Here is a 20,068-nt window from a genome sequence, read left to right as displayed (position 1 = left end):
GCGAGGGTTTCAAACGTCTTAAGACTAACAGGCAACTGCAAGGCATTTAATCATGGAAGCAACGTACAGTGACGAAAGAAACTGCGTCCTAACGCAGATGGCCCGGAATGAAGGAGCAGCTCTCGGAAATGGAACTCTGAAATACCAAGGGCGTAAAACCAGTCGGGCCAATAGTGAACAGCGCCGTCGAACCATACTGGAGGCAGCACTGAGAATCGTAGTAAGAGATGGCGTTCGTGGTGTAAGACACCGCGCAGTCGCTAAAGAAGCTCAAGTACCTCTCTCTGCGACTACTTATTACTTCAAAGATATTTCCGACCTCATAACAGACACCTTTACCCTGTTTGTGGAAATGGGGGCTGAAACTTTCAAGGCATTCTGGGAAGAGTCTGATGATCAGCTGCAAAAAGCGCTTTCACTGCTGGATGACTCCAGTGATTCCAGGGATCAGTTTGTTGATCAGATGCTGGATCTGGCCGTTGATTATGTTGGCAACCAGCTGACTGAGCATCGTGATTACCTGATCGCAGAGCGGGCTTTCCAGCTGGAGTGCCTGAGAAATGAAAATCTGCGTCCCATCGCTTTTAAACATCAGACCTATCTGTTGAACAGCCTGACTTCACTCTTCAGGCGCACAGGCTCTTCACAGCCAGAAACCGATGCACAACTGCTTGCCTCGTTCATTGCGCAGGTTGAGTATGAGGGGCTGTTGCAGAAAGGTGGACTGGATATGACACCGATTAAAGAAAGACTACATCGCCAGATAATGTTGATGTTCAAACATTGATTAATCACGGACTGTCAACAGGCATTCTGTAAAGTTAAAAATACCGTACACCTCTCTGCTAACGGGTGTACGAAACTATTTTATCAAGTCAGTTTAACATCAATCGTATGTATAAGTGCCTGCCTTGTTGGTTCTGCCTCTCTGGGCGACGTCTTAATCGATCCTTCTGCGTTTCAATTCTGTTAACCTGCCCTGGCTATGGGGCCGTGGCTGTGCCACGAGGGATGAAGAAATCCACTCGCCACTATATGCAAAACCAACTGGTCAGTTACTTGCTGACTCGATTATCATTCAACTCTTATTGTTAATATTTACAGAACCGGGGAAGTCCTATGCAGGAAATCAGACTGGAGCCCTCCTGGAAGTCTCATTTGCAGAGTGAGTTCAACAAGGAGTATATGCAGGTTTTGCGTAGCTTTCTGTTGAATGAAAAGGCCGCTGGTAAAACGATTTATCCTAAGGGCAGTGAATATTTTCGGGCTATGGAGCTGACACCTTTTGAACAGGTCAAGGTGGTGATTCTTGGACAGGACCCCTATCATGGCCCGGGTCAGGCTCATGGACTTAGTTTCTCGGTGCGTCCAGATGTTCGTATTCCTCCTTCACTGATCAATATGTACAAAGAGCTGCAAAATGATCTCGGGATTCCCCCAGCCAGTCACGGTTGCCTGGAACACTGGGCTGAGCAAGGGGTTTTGCTGCTCAACAGCGTCTTGACTGTTGAACACAAGCAGGCTGCTTCCCATCAAAAGCGAGGCTGGGAGCAGTTTACCGACAGAGTGATTGCAGAGCTGAACAATAAGAGAGAAGGGCTGGTGTTTATCCTCTGGGGTAGTTATGCCCAGCGTAAAGGGCAATTCATTGACCGCAGCAAACATCGGGTATTGCAGACTGTGCACCCTTCGCCACTGTCAGCACATCGGGGCTTCTTTGGCAGCCGACCTTTCTCGCAGGCTAATGATTATCTGACTTCCAGAGGCGTTCAGCCCATCGACTGGCAGCTGCCATGATAGCGACTGAATGAGGACTCGAAAGTCCTCATCTTTTTTCAGATCGTCAGCTCACCAGAAATACTCTTTCCGACCAGTTCTCTGATCTCTTGTGTTGAGAGGCCTTTTGACAGTAAGTGATGAAGCTTACAGAACATGGCTTCAGTCGTGGTGTCCAGACCACCAGTTACCCCCGCTTTGGCCAGTGCAGAGCCTGCGGCATAACTGCCTTGATGGACAGCGCCCCTGTGGCATTGGGTCAGATTGACGATGATTTTTCCGGCATCTGTCGCCTTTTTCAGTGCGTTCAGCAGGGCCGGGTCGTCATCAGGGCCATTCCCTGTGCCATAAGTCCTTATGATAAAGGCTTTTTGAGGCTGGTTCAGGGCCGCTTCCAGCCACTGGGCTGTGATACCGGGGAAGAGTTGCACAATGCCGACCTGGGTATCTTCAGAGCATTCAAGATGAAATTCTGGTTTTTTTTCAGGCTTCAACAACAGTAGATCATTGATCTCGATATTGATATCGGCACGTCCCAACCAGGGGAAGTTGGGAGAGTCAAAAGCATCAAAAAGATAGGCGTTTTGTTTGCGAGCCCGGTTGCCGCGCATTAAACGACCGTTAAAGTACAGGCATACTTCATTGATGCGCTCATCAGCGGCGATACTCAGGGCGCCGACAAAGTTTTCCAGTCCGTCACTACGAGGTTCACACAGAGGGATCTGGGAGCCGGTAAAGACAACCGGTTTATCCAGATTGCGAAGCATAAAAGACAGCATGGAGCTGGAAAATGCCATGGTGTCGGTACCGTGCAGAACCACAAAACCATCGTAGTCTTCATAGTGATCAGCAATGTCCGTTGCTATCTGCTTCCAGTTTTTTGGGCGGATATTACTGGAGTCGATCAACTCCCCATACTCCACCAGGTCAAAGTCGGGCAGACCCTGACGGACATGGGGAGGCAGTTTTTCATCCAGAAGCGCCTGCATATTACCAGAGGGGGCATAACCCGAATCAGTGGGTTTCATGCCGATGGTGCCGCCGGTGTAAATAACGTAGATTTTCTTGGTCATAACAGCAATTTCAGGGGCTTTAATGGTTAATGAGTCGGTCTTTCAATCCTGATGAACGCAGGGTCTTCTGCTGAATGGCTTTGACCAGAATCTGCGGCAGTGCAAACAGATCCAGTCTGGCCTTGGCCCGGGTGATGCCGGTATAAACCAGTTCCCGGGTAAGAACCGGTGTCATCTGTTCTGGAAGTGCCATGACGGTGTGGGGGAATTCTGACCCCTGGCTTTTGTGTATGGTCATGGCAAAGACCGTCTGGTGCTCTGGCAAGCGACTGGGCAATAGATGTTTGAGGCTACCGTCGGGTAATTCAAAGACCACTTTCAGGCGGCCATTGCAATCAGGAAGAGCAATGCCAATATCACCGTTGTACAGGCCGAGGTCATGGGCATTTCGGGTAATCAGAACCGGGCGGCCCGGATACCATAAGCCTTCTGATGGAATCAGGTTGCTCCTTGCCAGAGCTGAGCGAATGCCATCATTGAGTCCTTCAACACCCCAGCGTCCTTCCCGCAATGCACAGAGCAAGCGTAAATGGTTAAAGGCAGCGAGAACTGTTTTTTCATCTTGCTGATCATTAATGGCCTGAAGATAGGGGGTATAGCCCTGTGCACAGAGTGACATCAGTTGGGAGTAGCTGCTATCGTCTACAGGGTGCAGGGCAATATCAGCAAATGTTTGCTGAAATATCTCCTTTATAAGTCTGGTGTCGCCTTTGTTGACGGCTTTGGCCAGCGTGCCTATGCCCGATCGGTCATCAAATCGGTAACTTTTCTGAAGCTGACAGAAGCGGTCATTGATAGCCCGACTTTTTTCTGAAAAACAGGCTGTCATAGCGTTCTCTTTTACTGTGGACATTTGTCGTCTTGTCCATGATTTCAGATCAAAGCCGGTTAATTGTTCCAGTGTATTAGCCTGGGCCTGTGAGTAACCACCTTCGGCAGCGGAACAAATATCACCCAGCACACTGCCAGCATCCACAGAAGCCAGCTGATCTCTGTCACCCAGCAGAATAACTCGGGCATGGTCAGGCAGTGCGTCCAGCAGCTGACGCATGAGTGTCAGATCAACCATAGAGGCTTCATCCACCACCAGAACATCCAGATGCAGTGGGTTGTTGGCGTTGTGGCGAAATTCCGGGCGGTTAGGGATAACACCCAAGAGCCGATGAATCGTTCCTGCCTGAGTTGGGATCAACTTACGCACCTCTTCATTGCAGTGAAGAGCGGGCAGAGCGCCCCCCATCGATTCAGTGAGCCGGGCAGAGGCTTTACCAGTGGGTGCCACCAGTCGGATGTCCGGTATTTTGTCACTCTTCAGTCCTTTCTCAACCAGCATGGCCAGCAGTCTTGTGACCGTTGTTGTTTTACCTGTACCGGGTCCACCGCTGATGATGACCAGGGGTTGAGTCGCTGCCATGGCCGCTGCAACTTTCTGCCAGTTCAGGCAATAGTGTTGCGGGATTGTTTGATCGAAAACCTTAAGGTCTCCAGTCTCTCTGGCAGACAGCAGCGTCTGGATACATTCTTGCCAGTCAATGGCCTCAGGAAATTCTACATCGAGCCATTTTATGAGGTATTCCTGGAGGGCTTTCGAATCGCTGGTATCGGGACGATTCTCAAGAAGAGCGGAATAGTTTCGCTGAAACAGCCGATCCAGAATGGCTCGGGTTTCCTGAAAGTCTTCTGACTGTTTTCCCTCTTTGAGCAGGTGTCGGGCAACCAGACACTCATGTTGCCAGTATCGATAGAGATAGAGTCGCTTAGCGTCCAGAATCAGAGGCGAATTGGTTTTACCCTTGCTGATAACCGGACTTGAGAGTAGAAGACTGATCAGCTTGTCTTCGGATTGATTGTCAATGTCTGCTAAAGCCCTGAGTGCATTGCTGTTTGCCAGACTCAATTCGAACAATGGCTTATGGAATAAATGACTGAACTCCAGACAGAGGTTGCCTCGACCCAGCTCATGACTGATGAGGGCTGCCACCATTACAACACAGGGCGTGTCGTCCAGTTCATGAATAAAACGGGCAAACTGGTAATCCAGGGGGCGAATCTTGCCTTGTTGGTAAAGATGCTTAATGGCATTGATCATGAAGAGACTCCGGTTTTGGTGGAGCCTTCTTCACTTAGGGCAGAGTCTCCATAAAAAAGACGATCCAGTTTTTCAATCAGGATTTTACTGGGGCGACAGTGGAAAATGCCCGGCTGGCCTGGCTCATCTTTTCGTATACCCCTGAGAAACAGGTAATAACCCCCCCCGAAATGTTGCTCAAAGTCATAATCTGGCAGCCTGCTACTCAGTAGCCTGTGCAATGCCAGTGAATAGAGCTGGTATTGAAGATCGTATCGGTGCTCAATCATGACTTTCTGCATGTTCTCCCGGGTGTAATCGACGAGCTGGTCACCCAGCCAGTTTGACTTGTAATCGAGAACATACCAGCGGCCATCTTGTTCAAAGGTCAGATCGATAAAGCCTTTTAACATGCCTTTCACGGTTACAAAGTCCAGTAATCCCGCCTCGGCTGACAGTCTGTCTTCTGACTGCAGGATGGCGTTTAGTTCCCTGGCTCTGAGCCTGCTCACCGGCAGATAAAACTCCATCTCGACTTTTTTGCAACGCTTGGGCAGATCACCCAAAGTGAGTCCGTTGTCGTTCAATGGTGCTTTCAGGCAATGATCAAGCATATTTTCGAGGGTAGGGCACCACTTCTCATCAAAGCCTTCCATTTGCAATTGTTCGAGCACATAGCCAGATAAATCCCGGGGCAGGTCATTCAGTGTATCTGCTGTCAGATCTTCGAGGTTTTCGAACAGGGCGTGCAGAAAGGTACCGGGTCGAGCGCCTTTTGGAAATGTGAAAATATCCAATGTTTCCGCTTCGGGCTCTTGCTCATTGCTAAAAGCTGCTTCTGCCTCATTGATTACTTCGATATCCAGACCGGCTGTTTCCAGAGAGGCATCAGGCTCCTGAGCTTTGTGGTGACTCTGCTCTTTTTTATGAGACTGCGAGGTTCTGGACAATGCGGAGTAGCTGGTGACCCACCAGTCCTTCTGGATGTCACCCCTGAACTCTTCTGCGACAAAATGAGGAGTCTCTTCAGATTCGCTCTGGTAATGAGGTAGCTGAAGGTCTTCAACGGGCTGGAAAGCAATGCCAGGGTGGCTTTCGGCCAGATGTTTCAGTTGTTGCTCCAGCGTCGCATAATCAAGCTCTTCAGGGCCGTTCAACAACCAGCCAATGGCGGTTCTGTGCAGATCGGTCAGATCACCTTTTCGTCCCGAACCACTTTTGACGGGAGCCATGCCCATGTAGCAACGATGAACTGAACGGGTGAGTGCCACATACAACAGTCGAATGTCTTCAGCCAGTCTTTCTTCATCGGCTTTAATCAGGGCCTGATCATCACCAGACAGGTCTAAGGTGGTGTGCTGGCTGTCATGATAAACCGGCTCTTCCGCTTCCCTGAAACTGCAGATATGGGGCAAAAACACGACAGGGTATTCCAGCCCCTTGGATTTATGGATGGTGACAATCTGGACCCGGTTGCGTTCGCTTTCAAGATGCAGCTGCTGCTCATCGGCATGGGTGTCCGGCTTGCTGATGTGTTCAGACAGCCATCTCTGCAGAGCGTGGGGGCTCTCCAGCTCAAGGCTGGTTGCTGCCAGCAGCTCACCCACATGCAACAGGTCTGTCAGACGTCGCTCGCCATGGTCTTTTGCTAACAGCTTTTCTGCCAGTTTGCGTTTTTGCACCATGACTCTGAGCATGGGCAAAACACCCTGCTTCATCCAGATCTGGTGGTAGTTGGAAAACTCTTCAACGGCTTCTTCCCAGGCAAGCTCATTTTCATTCAGTGCATCCAGGGCCTCAGCCGTCAGATCCAACAATGGCGTTGCCAGGGCGGATCTCAAGGTTCTGTCGTGGCCCGGATTGAGGCAGGCGGTGAGAATTCTCAGCACATCAACCGCTTCATTTGAGGTAAACACCGAGTCACTGCTGCTCAGATAAACACTGGGAATCCCCTGTTTTGCCAGGGCTTCCCTGATCATCAGGCCTTGTCGGCCAGTTCTTACCAGAATGGCAATATCTCCGGCTTTTAAAGACTTTTGCTGTTGGTCTGAATGAATGGCAGCCTGAGCCTGGCTCAGCAATCGGTTGACTTCACTGGCTGTCGCCAGAGTCATGGTCTGCTCATAATCTGTTTTGCCCACCGTAGTGCCTTCATTATCCTGCCACCAGATTGTCAGAGCCGGAACCTCAGAGTTTGCTTCCAACAGACGTTGACGGTCGGCTTTCGGTGAAGGTTTGACGGATAAAAAGGGAATGTCCTGGTAGATAAAAGGTGGGCGACCTGTGTCAGCGGATGTTTTGAGACATTGCTCAAAAATCCGGTTCACACTTTGCACCATATTGCTGCTGGAACGCCAGTTGGTATCCAGTGAGTAGTGAGCCGAAACCTGCTTTCTTGCCTGCATGTAAGTGAAAATATCGGCGCCCCTGAAAGCATAGATAGCCTGTTTTGGGTCGCCTATCATAAACAGCCCGGCATCACGGTTGGGGCTTGAGTGACCGGGATAGATTCGGCTGAAAATAGCATACTGCAGTGGGTCGGTATCCTGAAACTCATCGATCATGGCCACCGGAAACTGGATTCGCAGCCTGTTTGCCAGCTGTTCGCCGTGACCCTGATGCAGTGCCTGATGGAGTCGGGTCAGAAGGTCGTTAAAAGACATCTGATGCTTCTGGTTTTTGATTCTGTGGCTTCTCTGCTGAATGCTGGAGAGGGCTCTGGCCAGCATCATGCTTTTGAAGGCGTTCTGAATGCTGGTGGACTGATCCAGTATGTTTTCGATGAGACCAAAAACCTTGTGTCCGGGCAGTTGGCCTTTTTTGGACAGGGCCTTTTCCAGAATCTCCCTGCCATAGATTTCCCAGCTCTCGTTTTTACCAAGAACCGGGAAGAGGGCATCACTATCGGCAAAAGCCGCCATTTTAGCTATTCGCGTGAAAGGTTTGCTTCTTTTAGTCAGACCACAAGACAGCAGCTGATCTTCTATGGCATTGCGATCGTCACGCCATAAATTTCTGATGGCCACAGCGGGTTCAACAAACTTTTGGTTGAAAAGTTCAAGGTTATCAGGCATTGCACCGGTTTTGATTTGCAGCCCCGGTTTACCCAATAGCCCTCGCAGATCGTTAAGCAGATCGCCGGGGGTTTTCCAGACAGATCGCGCCAGTCGTGCCAGAGGCTTGTCCAGTGGGTAAAGTTCGGTGCGCCAGAAGTCTGCGGCTGACTGCTCCAGCAGGTGGGATTCGTCGGTAATTAACTCATTGGTAAACAGCGTACCACTTTCAAAGGCATGTTGTTTCAGCATTCTCTGACAGAAGCCGTGTATGGTGAATACCGCTGCCTCATCCATCTGACGCTCTGCGGCCAGCAATAGTTTTGCTCTTTCTGAGTGACGATCAAGGTCGTTCATCAGTGTTGCTATGAAGTCATCATCCTTCAGACCTTTTTCAAACGCTTCTCTGGCCTGATGAAGCCGGGCACGAATTCGGTCTCTCAGCTCTTCAGTGGCTGCTTCGGTGAAGGTGACTACCAGGATCTGGTCCACTGTTAAAGGCTGACAGTGGGCTGATATTTTATGGTTATGCTCAGGTCCGTGGCCAAGGACCAGCCTGAGGAAAAGGTTGGCAATTGTGTAGGTTTTGCCTGTTCCTGCACTGGCTTCGATCAAGCGGTTTCCATGCAGGGGGAAGGTTCGGGCATCCAGCTGTAGTGGTGGATTGGCTATTTCTGCCATGGGCTGGTTTTCCGCTGCAGGCTGTTGAGTGGTATCAGTCATTTGCGGCTTCCTTTTGAAACCACTTCTATCGTCCGGGCCATGGGCTCAAGAATAAGACGACTCAGGTTGGTAAATTCGTCAAAGATGGGTTCCAGTTCAGGAAACGTCCTGTGAATGTAAACATTCTCAACTTCGCCATGAATCTTAAAACCCCCATAAAAGGCCGTTTCAGCCGCTTTGCGTGCTTTTTCTTCGTCGTCTTCTTTTTCCAGCCACGCCTGTGAGGTGGTTGGGAAGAAAGGAACAGGTCGGGTTTGCCCCTGCAGGTAGAGAGACACCAGATCGCCAAGGTAGGCTCTGGCCTGTTGTCGGGCAATGGGGGTAAACAGGATCTCATCGTCCAGTCCCATCAACCGGGTATGGCCACCGCTATGTGATTCACTTTCCAGGGAAGCGCAATACAAGAGATGTTCAATCCAGGCGAAGAGTTTGTCTTTTGCCTTAAGTCCTGCAGCCCGGTAGCGCAGCAATCCGGAATTCTGACCTGCAAATGAGTAATGCTGTTTCAGCCAGCCAGTGACCTTGATACCGGCTACTGACAGATTAACCTCAACATCATCCAGGGGGGCAAGGGTGGCATCTTTCAGCTTTTCCACGAGTGGTGAGACGGCATTCTGCTGGTCTTCCAGAAGCAGCTCACCAAAGGCACCATGGGGTAGTGTGCCAGTGGCGTTTAATTTTTCCCGGAGGCTGTCCAGCCTGTTATCTGCAAGAAGAGTGTCCAGCATGGACGTTTTGAGCCAATAGGTGTCCAGTGCATCCAGGGCAAAAGGTTCGGTTTCCACCAGCAGGGTGTCTTCCTGCTCGAAGAAAACTTTTAATCTTCGGTTACAGAAATATTGGCTGGGATTACGAAAGAATCTCAATAATTCCGGGACTTCAAGTGCTTCCGGCGTTTCTCGAGTGCTTAGTGGTGAAGCCAGAAAAGGAGCGGATGATTCAGTAGGATTGTTGGCATTCGGTAACCACTCTTTGGCGTAACTGAACAGACCGCTGTCCGGGGTGAAGTTCTCCTGACTGAAGGGTTGTAGCCGGTGTTCTGTGATCAGGTTCTGAAAAGCTTCACTATCGGTGAAAAACTGACTGCAATATTCCTGCAGTTCCGTTACCAGTACTGAGGGTATGCGTTCACTGTTGTCTTTAATGCTTCGACCCGTATAACTGATGTAGAGAGTCTGGCGGGCCGATAGCAAGGCTTCCAGAAACAGGTAACGGTCGTCTTCACGGCGAGAGCGATCACCCCGTCGGGGGCTTTCTGTCATCAGGTCAAAACCGCCTGGAGCAATGCTTCTTGGATAAGCACCGTCATTCATACCCAGCAGACACACCACTTTAAAAGGAATGGATCGCATGGGCATCAGGGTGCAGAAATTGACTCGGCCTGAAAGGAATTTCTGGCTGCTCCGTTCGCTGGTGAGTCGTTCTGTCAGGTAATCCAGTAAGACAGGCCGGGATAACCTGTCGCTATAACCTGCATCCCGAACTTGCTCTGTCAGGTGTTCCAGTGAGCTTCGGACCAGTTTCAGTGCGTATTCGTCTTCTTCATCGGGTTGAAAGAAGTTTTCCAGTATCTGATTGATAAAAAGTGTCCAGCTTTCAATGGAGCGAGATTCGTTAAGTTGCAGAATCAGTTCAGAGGCTTCTTCAACAAAAGCTGCCAACTTTCCGCTCAGAACCGCATTCATTCCCTGTGAAGAATCCAGTGACAGTATGCCCGAGAAAAGTCCGGCATCTTCTGGCAGCGCATAACCCAGCAGCATCCGCTTGAGGCCAAAGAGCCAGGAGTTACTTTCTCTTGGCGGGACGCCAAAGCCACTCTGGTGTTCAGGGCTTAATCCCCAACGAATGCCTGATTCAGCGATCCATCGGCGCAGGAGTTCAAAGCCCTTTTCATCAATCTGGAAGCGTCTCTGAATGGCTGGAATTTCCAGCAATTCCAGCATTTCCTGGGCACCACAGCGCTGATTGTCCAGGTCAAGCAGCTCCAGTAAGCCTTTCAGCAGAGGAAACTCCTGGCGGGCGCTTCGATCTGAAATAGCAAAGGGGATATAGCGTGGATTGTTGTGATGATCCGGCAGTCCACCAAAAACAGCCTGAATCCAGGGGCTGTATTGATCTACATCAGGCAGCATGACAACAACATCTCTGGGTGTGAGATCAGGATTTCGTTCAAACAGTCTTAACAACTGGTCATGAAGAACTTCCACTTCCCTGAGCGCACTGTGGCAGTTATGGAAAACCAGAGACTGATCATCAGGGGCTATAGTGACGGGACCTTCAAGAGTTCTGTCGGTCAGGTCCAGGATATCTTTCTGAATCCGGTGCAGCAGTGAATCTTCCTGACCATCAACAAAGGCCATGATCTCGGTTGCGTCCAGGTCATGCAGCTGATGCATGTAATCTCTGCCCAGCTTGCCCATGGAGGCTAACAGGGGGTTGCTTTGCTCATCAACCAGGGATTCGAACAGGTCAGTCTGTTGTGAAGCGCCCTCAGCTTTATGTGCCGTCGATTGACTGACCTGTTTACTGAAGAGCCGGGTTGCCAGTTTGGCCAGGTATTTAGGGTCTTTCTCGTCACCCCAATAGTATTGGCAGGGGTTGCAGACCATGAGATGGACGTCGGTTTGTTGACCCAGTGCTTTCAGGGTTTCTACAAAATGCGGGGGGAGTGCGGAAATTCCGAAAACAAATAACCTGCGGGGCAGGTCTTGTTTGTGAAGAAAGTGTTTATGAGAGTCGTTCTCCAATGCGCTCAAAAAACTTTGATGCATATTGGCCCGATGCCAGTGTGACTGGCCCGCTTCCGACGTTCTTGAGACCAGTGCTCGCCAGAGCATAGGCTGCCAGAGCTGATCTCTTGCTGTCTTATCCTTTCCCTGTTCCCAGTCAGCGATCCATTCCGGTCGATAGACCAGATATTGGTCAAAAATATCCGCTACCTTGCCTGCCAGCTGGTAACACCGCAAGGTGTCGCTATCATCGGCCAGATAGTGCCTGAGAGGCTTGAAGGCCTCTTCTTCCAGCATGTCGGGCAGCAATGACATCAGCTTCCAGGTCATGGCTTCCTTATTGAAGGCTGAACGTCCCGGGACATCCGGTAACACCTTGACGAACATGTCCCAGAGAAAACTGGCTGGCAACGGAAAATTGAGAGATGCCGCGATGCCCATGGATTGAGCCAGCTCCTGCCGAAGCCACTGGGCCATGCCGGGGCTCTGAACAAGAATCTGTTCGTCTTCCAGTGGGTTGGGAAGAGGATCCCGCTGTATCAGATCAATCAGCAGGTCTTTAAGCAGGTCAAGCTGGTTAGAGTGATAAATAGTGAACACGAAAGGAAAATCAGCCTGTATCTATGAAGGTTCTAACTCTTCATGTTCTGGTGGGTTATGTCAACACAAATGGAGGAGTACCAAGACTTTAAGTTAAAAAAACAATGCTTTCAGGCAGTAATCACAATCTGCCTGTGTTCCTGATCAGGCTCTGCCATGTCTGTGCAGGGCATTCATAAGGTTCTTGTGCTTCTTTTTCTTCCTTTCCGGGTTGCTGCTTTTTCCGGTGTATTGGCTGGCAATTTCCTTTTCAGCGGTTTTCAGGCTGGCTTCATCAGGCTTGATTCTTTGCAGGTAGCGTCTGCCTGCGCCTTCCTGGATGTTTAGCTTTCCTCGCAGGGCGGCCATTTTGTCCATCAGGTTTTGGGCCTCAAGAATGCAGTTTTTACTCTCATCAAGACTCTGTTGGGATCGTTTTTCAATATCCATGATTCATCCGGAATGGGTATACCTCTATTCATTCTAGGTTCTTGTCTGTGAAATTGCGTACTTCTCTCAGTGGCATAGCCGTTGATTACAGGTAAAATGTTCGTGCCAAGTCCTATATAGACCCAGAACGAGCTCTTATGTCATACGCTCTAAAAAGCCTTGAGCGTGAAAACAGTCCTGAACCGTTGGTTAGTCTGGAAGCCTTCGGTGAAGAGTCTGTTTTCACTATAAAAAGAAAACGTGGCCTGATTTTTTACTTCGTTAGCCTGCTTTTTTTCTGTACTTTGTCGTTTTCAGCCTGGGCTGATGACAGCAGGCTCAAGTCGGACTCCAGTTATTTCAAGCCTCTTAAAATTGCTTATACGCAAGACTCTCTGCCCTGGGCTTTCACCAATGATGCCGGTGAACCGGACGGTCTGATACTCGACCTCTGGCGGGAGTGGTCTGAACAGGTTGGCGTGCCCGTCAAGTTCTATCCCATGGCTCGACAACAGGCGATCGATCTACTTAAAAATAATGAAATTGATGTCATTGCTCTGCTTGGGTCGGCAGATGAAGTCACCGAAATAGGTGTTATGACCCGCGAGATCTTCCAGAGTCGCAGGGCTTTGTTTATCCGCAACGACATTACCCCAAAGCCCATTGAGGAGCTGTTGTCAGAGCATCAGGTGGCCATTCTGGACAATGACTATCTGAAAGACAAGATCATTAAGCGGTTTCCTGATGTCCGTCTGAAAGAGTATGACAATCAGCATTTAATGATTGACGACATTGCTGCCAGGAAGGTGACGCTGTTTGCCGGTAATGCAGATGTATTGGGGTATTATCTGGAAAGTCGGGGGGTCAGCTCCGAATACTCGCCTTATGCATCGCCTTTGAATACTTCTGTTTCACTTCTGGCCGGGATTAATAAAAAACGTTCTGCCCTGGGTTCTATCATTGAAAGCGGTATGGAAATGATACCGCAGGACCGTAAGAGTCTGGTATTCGAGAACTGGCTTGGGAATGATAGCCAGACTTCTGGCAAACTGGTTATTGCTCTGGAATCAGCCTCGTCGCCGCTGTCTTTTGTGAATGCGCTGGGTAAACCGGCAGGTATGTATGTAGACATCTGGCGAAAGTGGTCAGAAAAAACTTCTACGCCTGTTCGCTTTAGAATGGGAGAACAAAAAGAGATCATTCGGGCACTGAAGAGTGGCAAGGTAGATGTTCTCGGGAGCATTTCGCCCTCCCGGGCTCGCAGTGAGTGGATGCGTATGTCCAATCCATTCTATGGCATCAATTCACGAATTTACTATCGCAGTAACCAGACTCTCAATGATCTTGGGCCTGATCTGGAAGGCAGAAGGCTGGGCGTTGTCACAGACTCCAGTCATGAAGAATTTGTCGACAAGTGGCTTCCGGGGGTTATAGTGGTAACCCGTGATAATGTCATTGAGCTGATCCAGAGTCTGTTTAAAGGTGATATTGATGCGCTCCTGGCTGAGCCTGTGGTGGTTGAGTCTGCCTTGGGCGCTATGGGGCTGATCGGTGAACTCAAAAGTGGCAAATACTTCAATATGAATGAGGCGATTGCTGCCGGGGTAGCCGCCGATAGAACAGATGATCTGATTACTCTGGTCAACACTGGGCTGGGAGATATCTCGCCAGAAGAATACCGTAAGATTGAAGAGCGCTGGATTGTTAACAGTGATAACCGGTATTTTGGCAAGGGCGTTACCAATGTCAACCTGACCGAAGCGGAGCGTCGCTGGCTGGACAGGAATCGTATTATCCAGATTGATGTGCAGGCGGATCATCCTCCGTTCCTTTTTCAGGACGAAGAAGGGAATTATCAAGGCATAGCCGTTGATTATATTCGTCTTCTTGAAGATCGTCTGGGTTTAACATTCCGTCTTAACCCCTCCAAGGTCTGGACCGAATCTCTGGGTCGTGCCTATCGTCACGAAACCGATGTGCTCGGCATGGCACAGAAGACAGACGAGCGCAGTCGTTATCTGGACTTCACCAGCCCGTTGTTTAAGGTGCCTTCCGTGATTCTGGCCAGAACCTCGGATAAAACCATTGAAAATATTCGGGATCTGAGAGGACACGATGTGGGTTATGTGCCTGGCAGTGCTTCTCTTGATTATTTCAGAGCGAAAAATTCCGGTATTAATTTCAAGCCGGTGGCCAGTCTCAGTGGTGGTATCAGTCGGGTTTCCAGCGGTGCTCTGGATGCGGTGATTGCCGACATTGCAGCTTCCAGTTTTGAGCTTGATCGACTCAAAGTCACCAATCTTCGCGTGGTGGGTGAGGCAGGTTTTGAATATGAATATGCTCTTGGTAGTCGCAATGACTGGCCCATGCTGGGTTCCATTCTACAGAAAGCGGTTGACAGTTTGACTGAGGCAGAGAAGTCGCAGATTAACAGTCGCTGGGTCTCTATTACTGAGCTGAGGTGGCAGCCTAACAAGGAACTGTTTATCGGGCTGTTACTGATTTTTGTGACGCTGATTCTCATTATTTATTGGAACCGAAGGCTGATTCTGGAAATCGGTGAAAGGGAGCGTGCCGAAGAAGAGTTGAAAGCCCGTTCAGATCTGGACCGCCTGCTCAGTGATATTTCCAGAAAGTTCATTAACAAACCGCTTGAAGAGGCCGTTCAGTACTTCCTTCGCAAATTGGCTGTCTTTATGAGTTACGACATAGCTCTGGTTTATTCGAGAACGGATGGACATGCAGCCATTGAACATTTCTGGTCCGACAGAAAATTTCTGAAAATGGCTGACCTGAATGAGTTGCTCCGGGGTGCTCTCAGTCAGGGAAGCCAGCCATCTGAAGATGGTATAGCAACAATGAAATTGAGTGTTGATAGTGAACAGTTAGCCAAAAGCGAATCTTTGAGAAGCATCAGTAAGGACGGAGTGGTAGCAGGGATTCATGTGGCCATGAGGCTATTCGCTGAAGAGATAGGTGGGGTCATTTTTCTCAATCGCCAGACCGAAGACGAACTGTTGAGTGATGAAGTGGATCTCCTGCGCAGGGCCAGTGAACTGGTGGCTGTTGCGCGTTCAAGACAACTCTCCGAAGATGCCCTGAGGTCCAGTGAAGAGCGCTATCAGCTGGCGATGGATGCTGCTTCCGATGGTCTCTGGGACTGGGATGTCGCTAATGAACGTATCTATTTCAGTCCCCGATATCAAAGTATGCTCGGCTATGAGGCCGGAGAGCTGATAAATACCCCAGGGGGCTGGCGTCGGCTGATCCACTCAGATGACAAGATTGCAACCGTAGATTTCTTTAACGACCAGTTTGCTCACTCGGATAAAGCCTTCGTCTATGAATACCGGATCAGACGCAAGGATGGCAGTTTCGCTACGGTCAGGAACAAAGGTAAGGTTGTTTTCCGGGATAGTCGTGGTCATCCATTGCGAGCAGTGGGCACCATGGTGGATATTACCGAGCAGAAAGAACGTGAGCGTGAACTCTCAATGGCCCGTTTCACGCTGGATCGGGCTGCTGACTTCATTCACTGGTTCCGCCATGATGGCAGCCATAAATATGTGAATGAGTCTTCTTGCCGCGCCCTGGGCTATACCACCGCACAGGTGATGGAACTCAGCATCATGGATATCAATCCTGCGGTGACGGAAACTTCCTGGGAGCGGCTCTGGGATCAGCTGACCATGCGCAAGGCAATGACTTATGAGACCCTGCGCAAAACCCATGATGGCAGGGTTTTCCCGGTTGAAGTGACGGCGAACTATATGGAGTACGAAGGCGAAGGTTATCTCTCTGCTACCGGGCGTGACATCACCGACCGCAAGCACGCTGAAGAAACGCTTCATAAAGCCAAAGAAGCCGCAGATCAGGCTAACCAGGCGAAAAGTAACTTCCTGGCCAATATGAGCCATGAAATCCGTACGCCAATGAATGCCATTATTGGCCTGAGCCACCTGGTGTTGCAAACAGATATGTCTGACAAGCAGCAGGATTATGTCACCAAGATCCAGTCCTCTGCCCATGCTCTGCTAGGCATTATTAATGACATCCTTGATTTTTCCAGAATTGAAGCCGGAAAGCTCAATATGGAGACCATTGACTTTAATCTGGAGGATGTTTTTGACAATGTTTATGACATTACCAACGTAAGGGCAGAAGAGAAGGGGATTGAACTTGGCTACGATATTGCGCCGGATGTTCCGGACCACCTCCGGGGTGATCCTCTGCGTCTTGGACAGGTATTGATTAACCTGATTCACAATGCTGTGAAATTTACCCACGTTGGGGCTGTCAGAATTTCAGTAAGACTACTGTCGCTTAATTCAAAAACTGCCAGAATCTGTTTTGAAGTACAGGATACCGGTATCGGTATCAGTCCTGAACATCAGGCCCGACTGTTTGAGTCTTTCTCTCAGGTTGATGGCTCCACTACCCGTAAATTTGGGGGTACGGGTCTCGGTCTGGCCATCTGTCGAAGTCTGGTCAATATGATGAATGGTGATATTGAGGTGGAGTCCGAAATTGATCGGGGCAGTACCTTCAGATTTGATGTTGAGCTGGGTCTGGGTGTACCGATTGGGCTTAATGATCAGGCGCTGGTCGGCACACGAGTGCTGGTCGTCGATGACACTGATGAGGCCCGGAAGATACTGGTTAGTCAGCTCAACAGTTTTGGCTGTGAAACTCTGGAAGCCTGTGACAGTTCAACGGCTCTGAATATCCTGAGAGAGCACAATCTTGACTCGAATAATCCGGTTACTGTGACTCTGTTGGACTGGCGAATGCCAGATACCGATGGCATTGAGCTGGCAGAGCAGATCAGAGCGATGAATCTCGACTCTGCACCCGTATTGATCATGGTTTCAGCTTACGGTCGTGAAGAGGTCATGATCAGGGCTTCTGGCAGGGTAGACGCTTTCCTGATCAAGCCTGCCAGCAGCTCTGTGTTGATAGAAACCATTCTTCGCACCCTTGATTATAAAAGCTCGGGTGGCGGCCGCAAGGGTATCGACAGCAGTGCCGGCAAGCAGACGTTGAATGGTGATATTCTGCTGGTGGAAGATAATGAGATTAACCAGCAGGTAGCCCGTGAGCTGCTCGAAGGTATGGGGCTGAAGGTGACCCTGGCAGATAATGGTCAGGAGGCTGTAGATATTCTTGAATCCAAAGCTTTTGACCTGGTCTTTATGGATATTCAGATGCCCCTGATGGATGGTTATCAGGCAACCAGAGTCATACGACGAAATTCAGGTGATAAAAATTTGCCGATTGTTGCCATGACGGCCCATGCTATGACCGGTGACCGTGAGCGTTGCCTGCAGATGGGGATGAATGATCATATTTCCAAACCTTTGAATCCTGCTGAGTTGCAGGAAATGGTAGGTCGCTGGCTTCAGGTGCCTGAACGAGGAAAGTCATCCAGCCTCGCTGCAAAGGGTGCATCAGAGCAAAAAGCGTTTGCAGAAGATCTTGAGAAACTGGAAGGCATTCATCTCCACAATGGTCTGAACCGGGTTAGAGGAAATGTCGATTTATACCGGCAGTTGCTAGTGAACTTTTATCTGGATCAGAGAGAAGACTTGCAAAAGCTCTTGAATTGTCTGGATAAACGGGATTGGCAGGGTGCCCGTTTTATTGTTCATGGCATTAAGGGGGCTGGAGGCAGCCTTGGGGCAGAACAGTTGCATATTACTGCGGCTCGTTTGGAGGCAGCCTTGAGAAACCGGGATGAATTGCCTTCAAAAGCGTTGATTGAAAGTTTTGAGCATGCCTTTAACAAAGTGATGGAGAGTCTTAAGCAGCTGGTCGAGAACGGCCCGGAAGAAGAAGTGATAGGCGAAGGGATGGTTGAGGTTGAACGCTTGTCCTTTCTGATGAGTTCCATGATCACTCAACTTCAGGAAGGCGATGTTTCTGCATCAGAGTCTCTGTCTGAACTGGTTGGCGGACTGAACGGTAAGGTTGACAAACAGAAACTGGACAGACTGCAGAAAAGCATCAGAGTCTATGATTTTGAAGTAGCTGAGCAGATTCTTGAGGATTTTCAGTCAGAAATCGAGCATTAAGAAAATGCAGCAATTCCCGACGATTGAATTTATAGTCGGTTCGTTACTTTCAAAGTGCATTTTGTTGACGCGATATTATTGGCACAGCACCTTATAAAAGGTTCTTTGAAAAACTTCCCACAGGTGTATTCGCTTAATGATAAATGCTTTACTCACTTTCGCTGAGTACCTGACCGCGCAAGTGCTCAACCATATTAACCGAGTCAGGATTGAAGGCGGCCTTTAAGACCGGAATCGCTAATCCTGGCTGAGCATCACCACAGACAAAGATATCGAACGCCGCGAAGTCCCTCTCTGGCCAGGTGTGCACACTGATATGCGACTCAGCCAGTATTGCAACGCCAGAAATGCCGCCATTGGGCTCGAAGCGATGAAGATGGATATGCAACAAGGTAGCACCTGCCTTTGCAACCGCATCACGCAGTGCTTGTTCCATCAGAGCGGGGTGATCCAGCTTTTCAGCTCCCCAAAAGTCGAGGATCAAATGCGTGCCCGCAAAGGTTATCCCATCACGGGTAATAAAGTGATCCGCCTGTTCTTCACCAGTGATGGAAGTATGGTCGTGGGTGGGCCAACGCCCATCATGCGCTATGGAAACAGCTAATTCAGCAAAAGATCCTTGAGTAACGGAAGATGTCGCTAATAAATTACCTGGTTGATATAGATCTGGACGTCTCAATAGACCAGGATCCCCTGATGGGTTATGTCCTGACTTTCTTCTCAATCCAATAATACATTCCGGTAACAACGGGAGAGCCGGAAGACCCAAACCCAATGTCGCCGCTAACACCTGACTGGTATGTCTTATCCAGGCCTGCTTGATAAGTTTTGAAAGGTGGAACCAGGTTTGAGTTATAGCCTGATTCAAAATAGAGAAGCCAGCACCTAAGCCTACTTTTTCCCATGTGGCTAACCTTTCCAGTCTTTGTGACTCTGCTGTTTCAATATTATTCATAAACATAGCGCCCGTATCACCTGCATCAGGAATGAATGCGGGTGATGAACCGGGTGTTGGCACAGAAGAATCACACTTAACATCAAAACCCGCCCTGGCCCATGTGCGCACTGGGGCAAATCCTGTTCGATAAACCTTTTCAAACAGAGTCGTACAACTGTGTTGATCAGTGTCGTCTACGGATATCCAACCCCATGCCTGCTCTCTGTTTTTTAATCCAAAGGGTCCATTAACCATTTTGATATTGGAACAGTTATTACTGCCAAAAACGCCACCCATATAGTGATAGGGATCTGCTGGATGAGCTGAGTCAATGGATAGATCATTATCATGCTGATCAACGAGACTGTTACAGGTAGCATCGACAAAGCTCAGAATATTTTCTCTGGGCCATAAGTTCATGGAGAACAACACACTACGGCTTTGTTGCGATCCAGGTAGTGACCCGGATCTGGGTGTGTCAGGGTCAATTCAGAACAATCTGAAACCTCTCTAACGATGGAACTGTCCGTTGAGCCACCTGAGGGCAAAGCATGACAAGAGAGGGCATAGATTGCTGAAAATATCACGACCCCTGACCCGGATCTGGAAATGTTCATAACTGCACTCTGC

Annotated in this window: 9 protein-coding genes; 3 read left to right on the top strand and 6 right to left on the bottom strand. The window is 49.4% G+C overall.

Annotation, left to right across the window (positions count from 1 at the left end; translation table 11 throughout):
• The first annotated feature begins 52 nt into the window (after positions 1–52).
• Positions 53–787: a TetR/AcrR family transcriptional regulator gene (locus ACO6V5_RS08190; protein ID WP_422133518.1), complete on the top strand. Its 735-nt coding sequence runs from the start codon at positions 53–55 to the stop codon at positions 785–787.
• Positions 788–1,119: 332 nt separating this feature from the next.
• Positions 1,120–1,797: a uracil-DNA glycosylase gene (gene ung / locus ACO6V5_RS08185; RefSeq protein ID WP_422133519.1), complete on the top strand. Its 678-nt coding sequence runs from the start codon at positions 1,120–1,122 to the stop codon at positions 1,795–1,797.
• A 38-nt stretch (positions 1,798–1,835) separates the two neighbouring features.
• Here ung and ansA read toward each other — a convergent pair whose 3' ends face one another.
• The 5 genes from ansA to ACO6V5_RS08160 all read right to left on the bottom strand — a co-directional run bounded on the left by ansA (position 1,836) and on the right by ACO6V5_RS08160 (position 12,451).
• Positions 1,836–2,849 carry an asparaginase gene (gene ansA, locus ACO6V5_RS08180; RefSeq protein ID WP_422137837.1) on the bottom strand — a complete coding sequence of 338 codons (1,014 nt, stop codon included), beginning with the start codon at positions 2,847–2,849 and terminating at the stop codon, positions 1,836–1,838.
• Positions 2,850–2,868: 19 nt separating this feature from the next.
• Positions 2,869–4,938 carry an exodeoxyribonuclease V subunit alpha gene (recD, locus tag ACO6V5_RS08175; RefSeq protein ID WP_422133521.1) on the bottom strand — a complete coding sequence of 690 codons (2,070 nt, stop codon included), beginning with the start codon at positions 4,936–4,938 and terminating at the stop codon, positions 2,869–2,871.
• Positions 4,935–8,693: an exodeoxyribonuclease V subunit beta gene (gene recB / locus ACO6V5_RS08170; RefSeq protein ID WP_422409036.1), complete on the bottom strand. Its 3,759-nt coding sequence runs from the start codon at positions 8,691–8,693 to the stop codon at positions 4,935–4,937. The genes recD and recB overlap by 4 nt, the downstream gene beginning before the upstream one ends.
• The gene (gene recC / locus ACO6V5_RS08165) at positions 8,690–12,022 is read right to left on the bottom strand and encodes an exodeoxyribonuclease V subunit gamma (RefSeq protein ID WP_422409034.1); all 3,333 of its coding nucleotides are present in this window, start codon (positions 12,020–12,022) and stop codon (positions 8,690–8,692) included. Before recC ends, recB begins: the two co-directional genes overlap by 4 nt.
• 144 nt (positions 12,023–12,166) lie before the next feature.
• The gene (locus ACO6V5_RS08160) at positions 12,167–12,451 is read right to left on the bottom strand and encodes a hypothetical protein (protein ID WP_317141800.1); all 285 of its coding nucleotides are present in this window, start codon (positions 12,449–12,451) and stop codon (positions 12,167–12,169) included.
• Between the two features lie 137 nt (positions 12,452–12,588).
• Here ACO6V5_RS08160 and ACO6V5_RS08155 point away from each other — a divergent pair, with 137 nt between their 5' ends.
• Positions 12,589–18,501 carry a transporter substrate-binding domain-containing protein gene (locus ACO6V5_RS08155; RefSeq protein WP_422492078.1) on the top strand — a complete coding sequence of 1,971 codons (5,913 nt, stop codon included), beginning with the start codon at positions 12,589–12,591 and terminating at the stop codon, positions 18,499–18,501.
• 148 nt (positions 18,502–18,649) lie between these two features.
• On the opposite strand, the gene speD is transcribed toward ACO6V5_RS08155, so the two are convergent.
• Positions 18,650–19,858 (bottom strand): adenosylmethionine decarboxylase, encoded by a 1,209-nt coding sequence (gene speD, locus ACO6V5_RS08150; protein ID WP_422137841.1) that lies wholly within the window; start codon positions 19,856–19,858, stop codon positions 18,650–18,652.
• Between the last annotated feature and the right edge of the window lie 210 nt (positions 19,859–20,068).

The sequence above is a fragment of the Endozoicomonas sp. ALD068 genome (assembly GCF_049310145.1).
Taxonomy (GTDB): Bacteria; Pseudomonadota; Gammaproteobacteria; order Pseudomonadales; family Endozoicomonadaceae; genus Endozoicomonas_A.
Note: the sequence above shows the minus strand (reverse complement) of the source record. Positions and strands in the feature narration are given on the sequence as shown.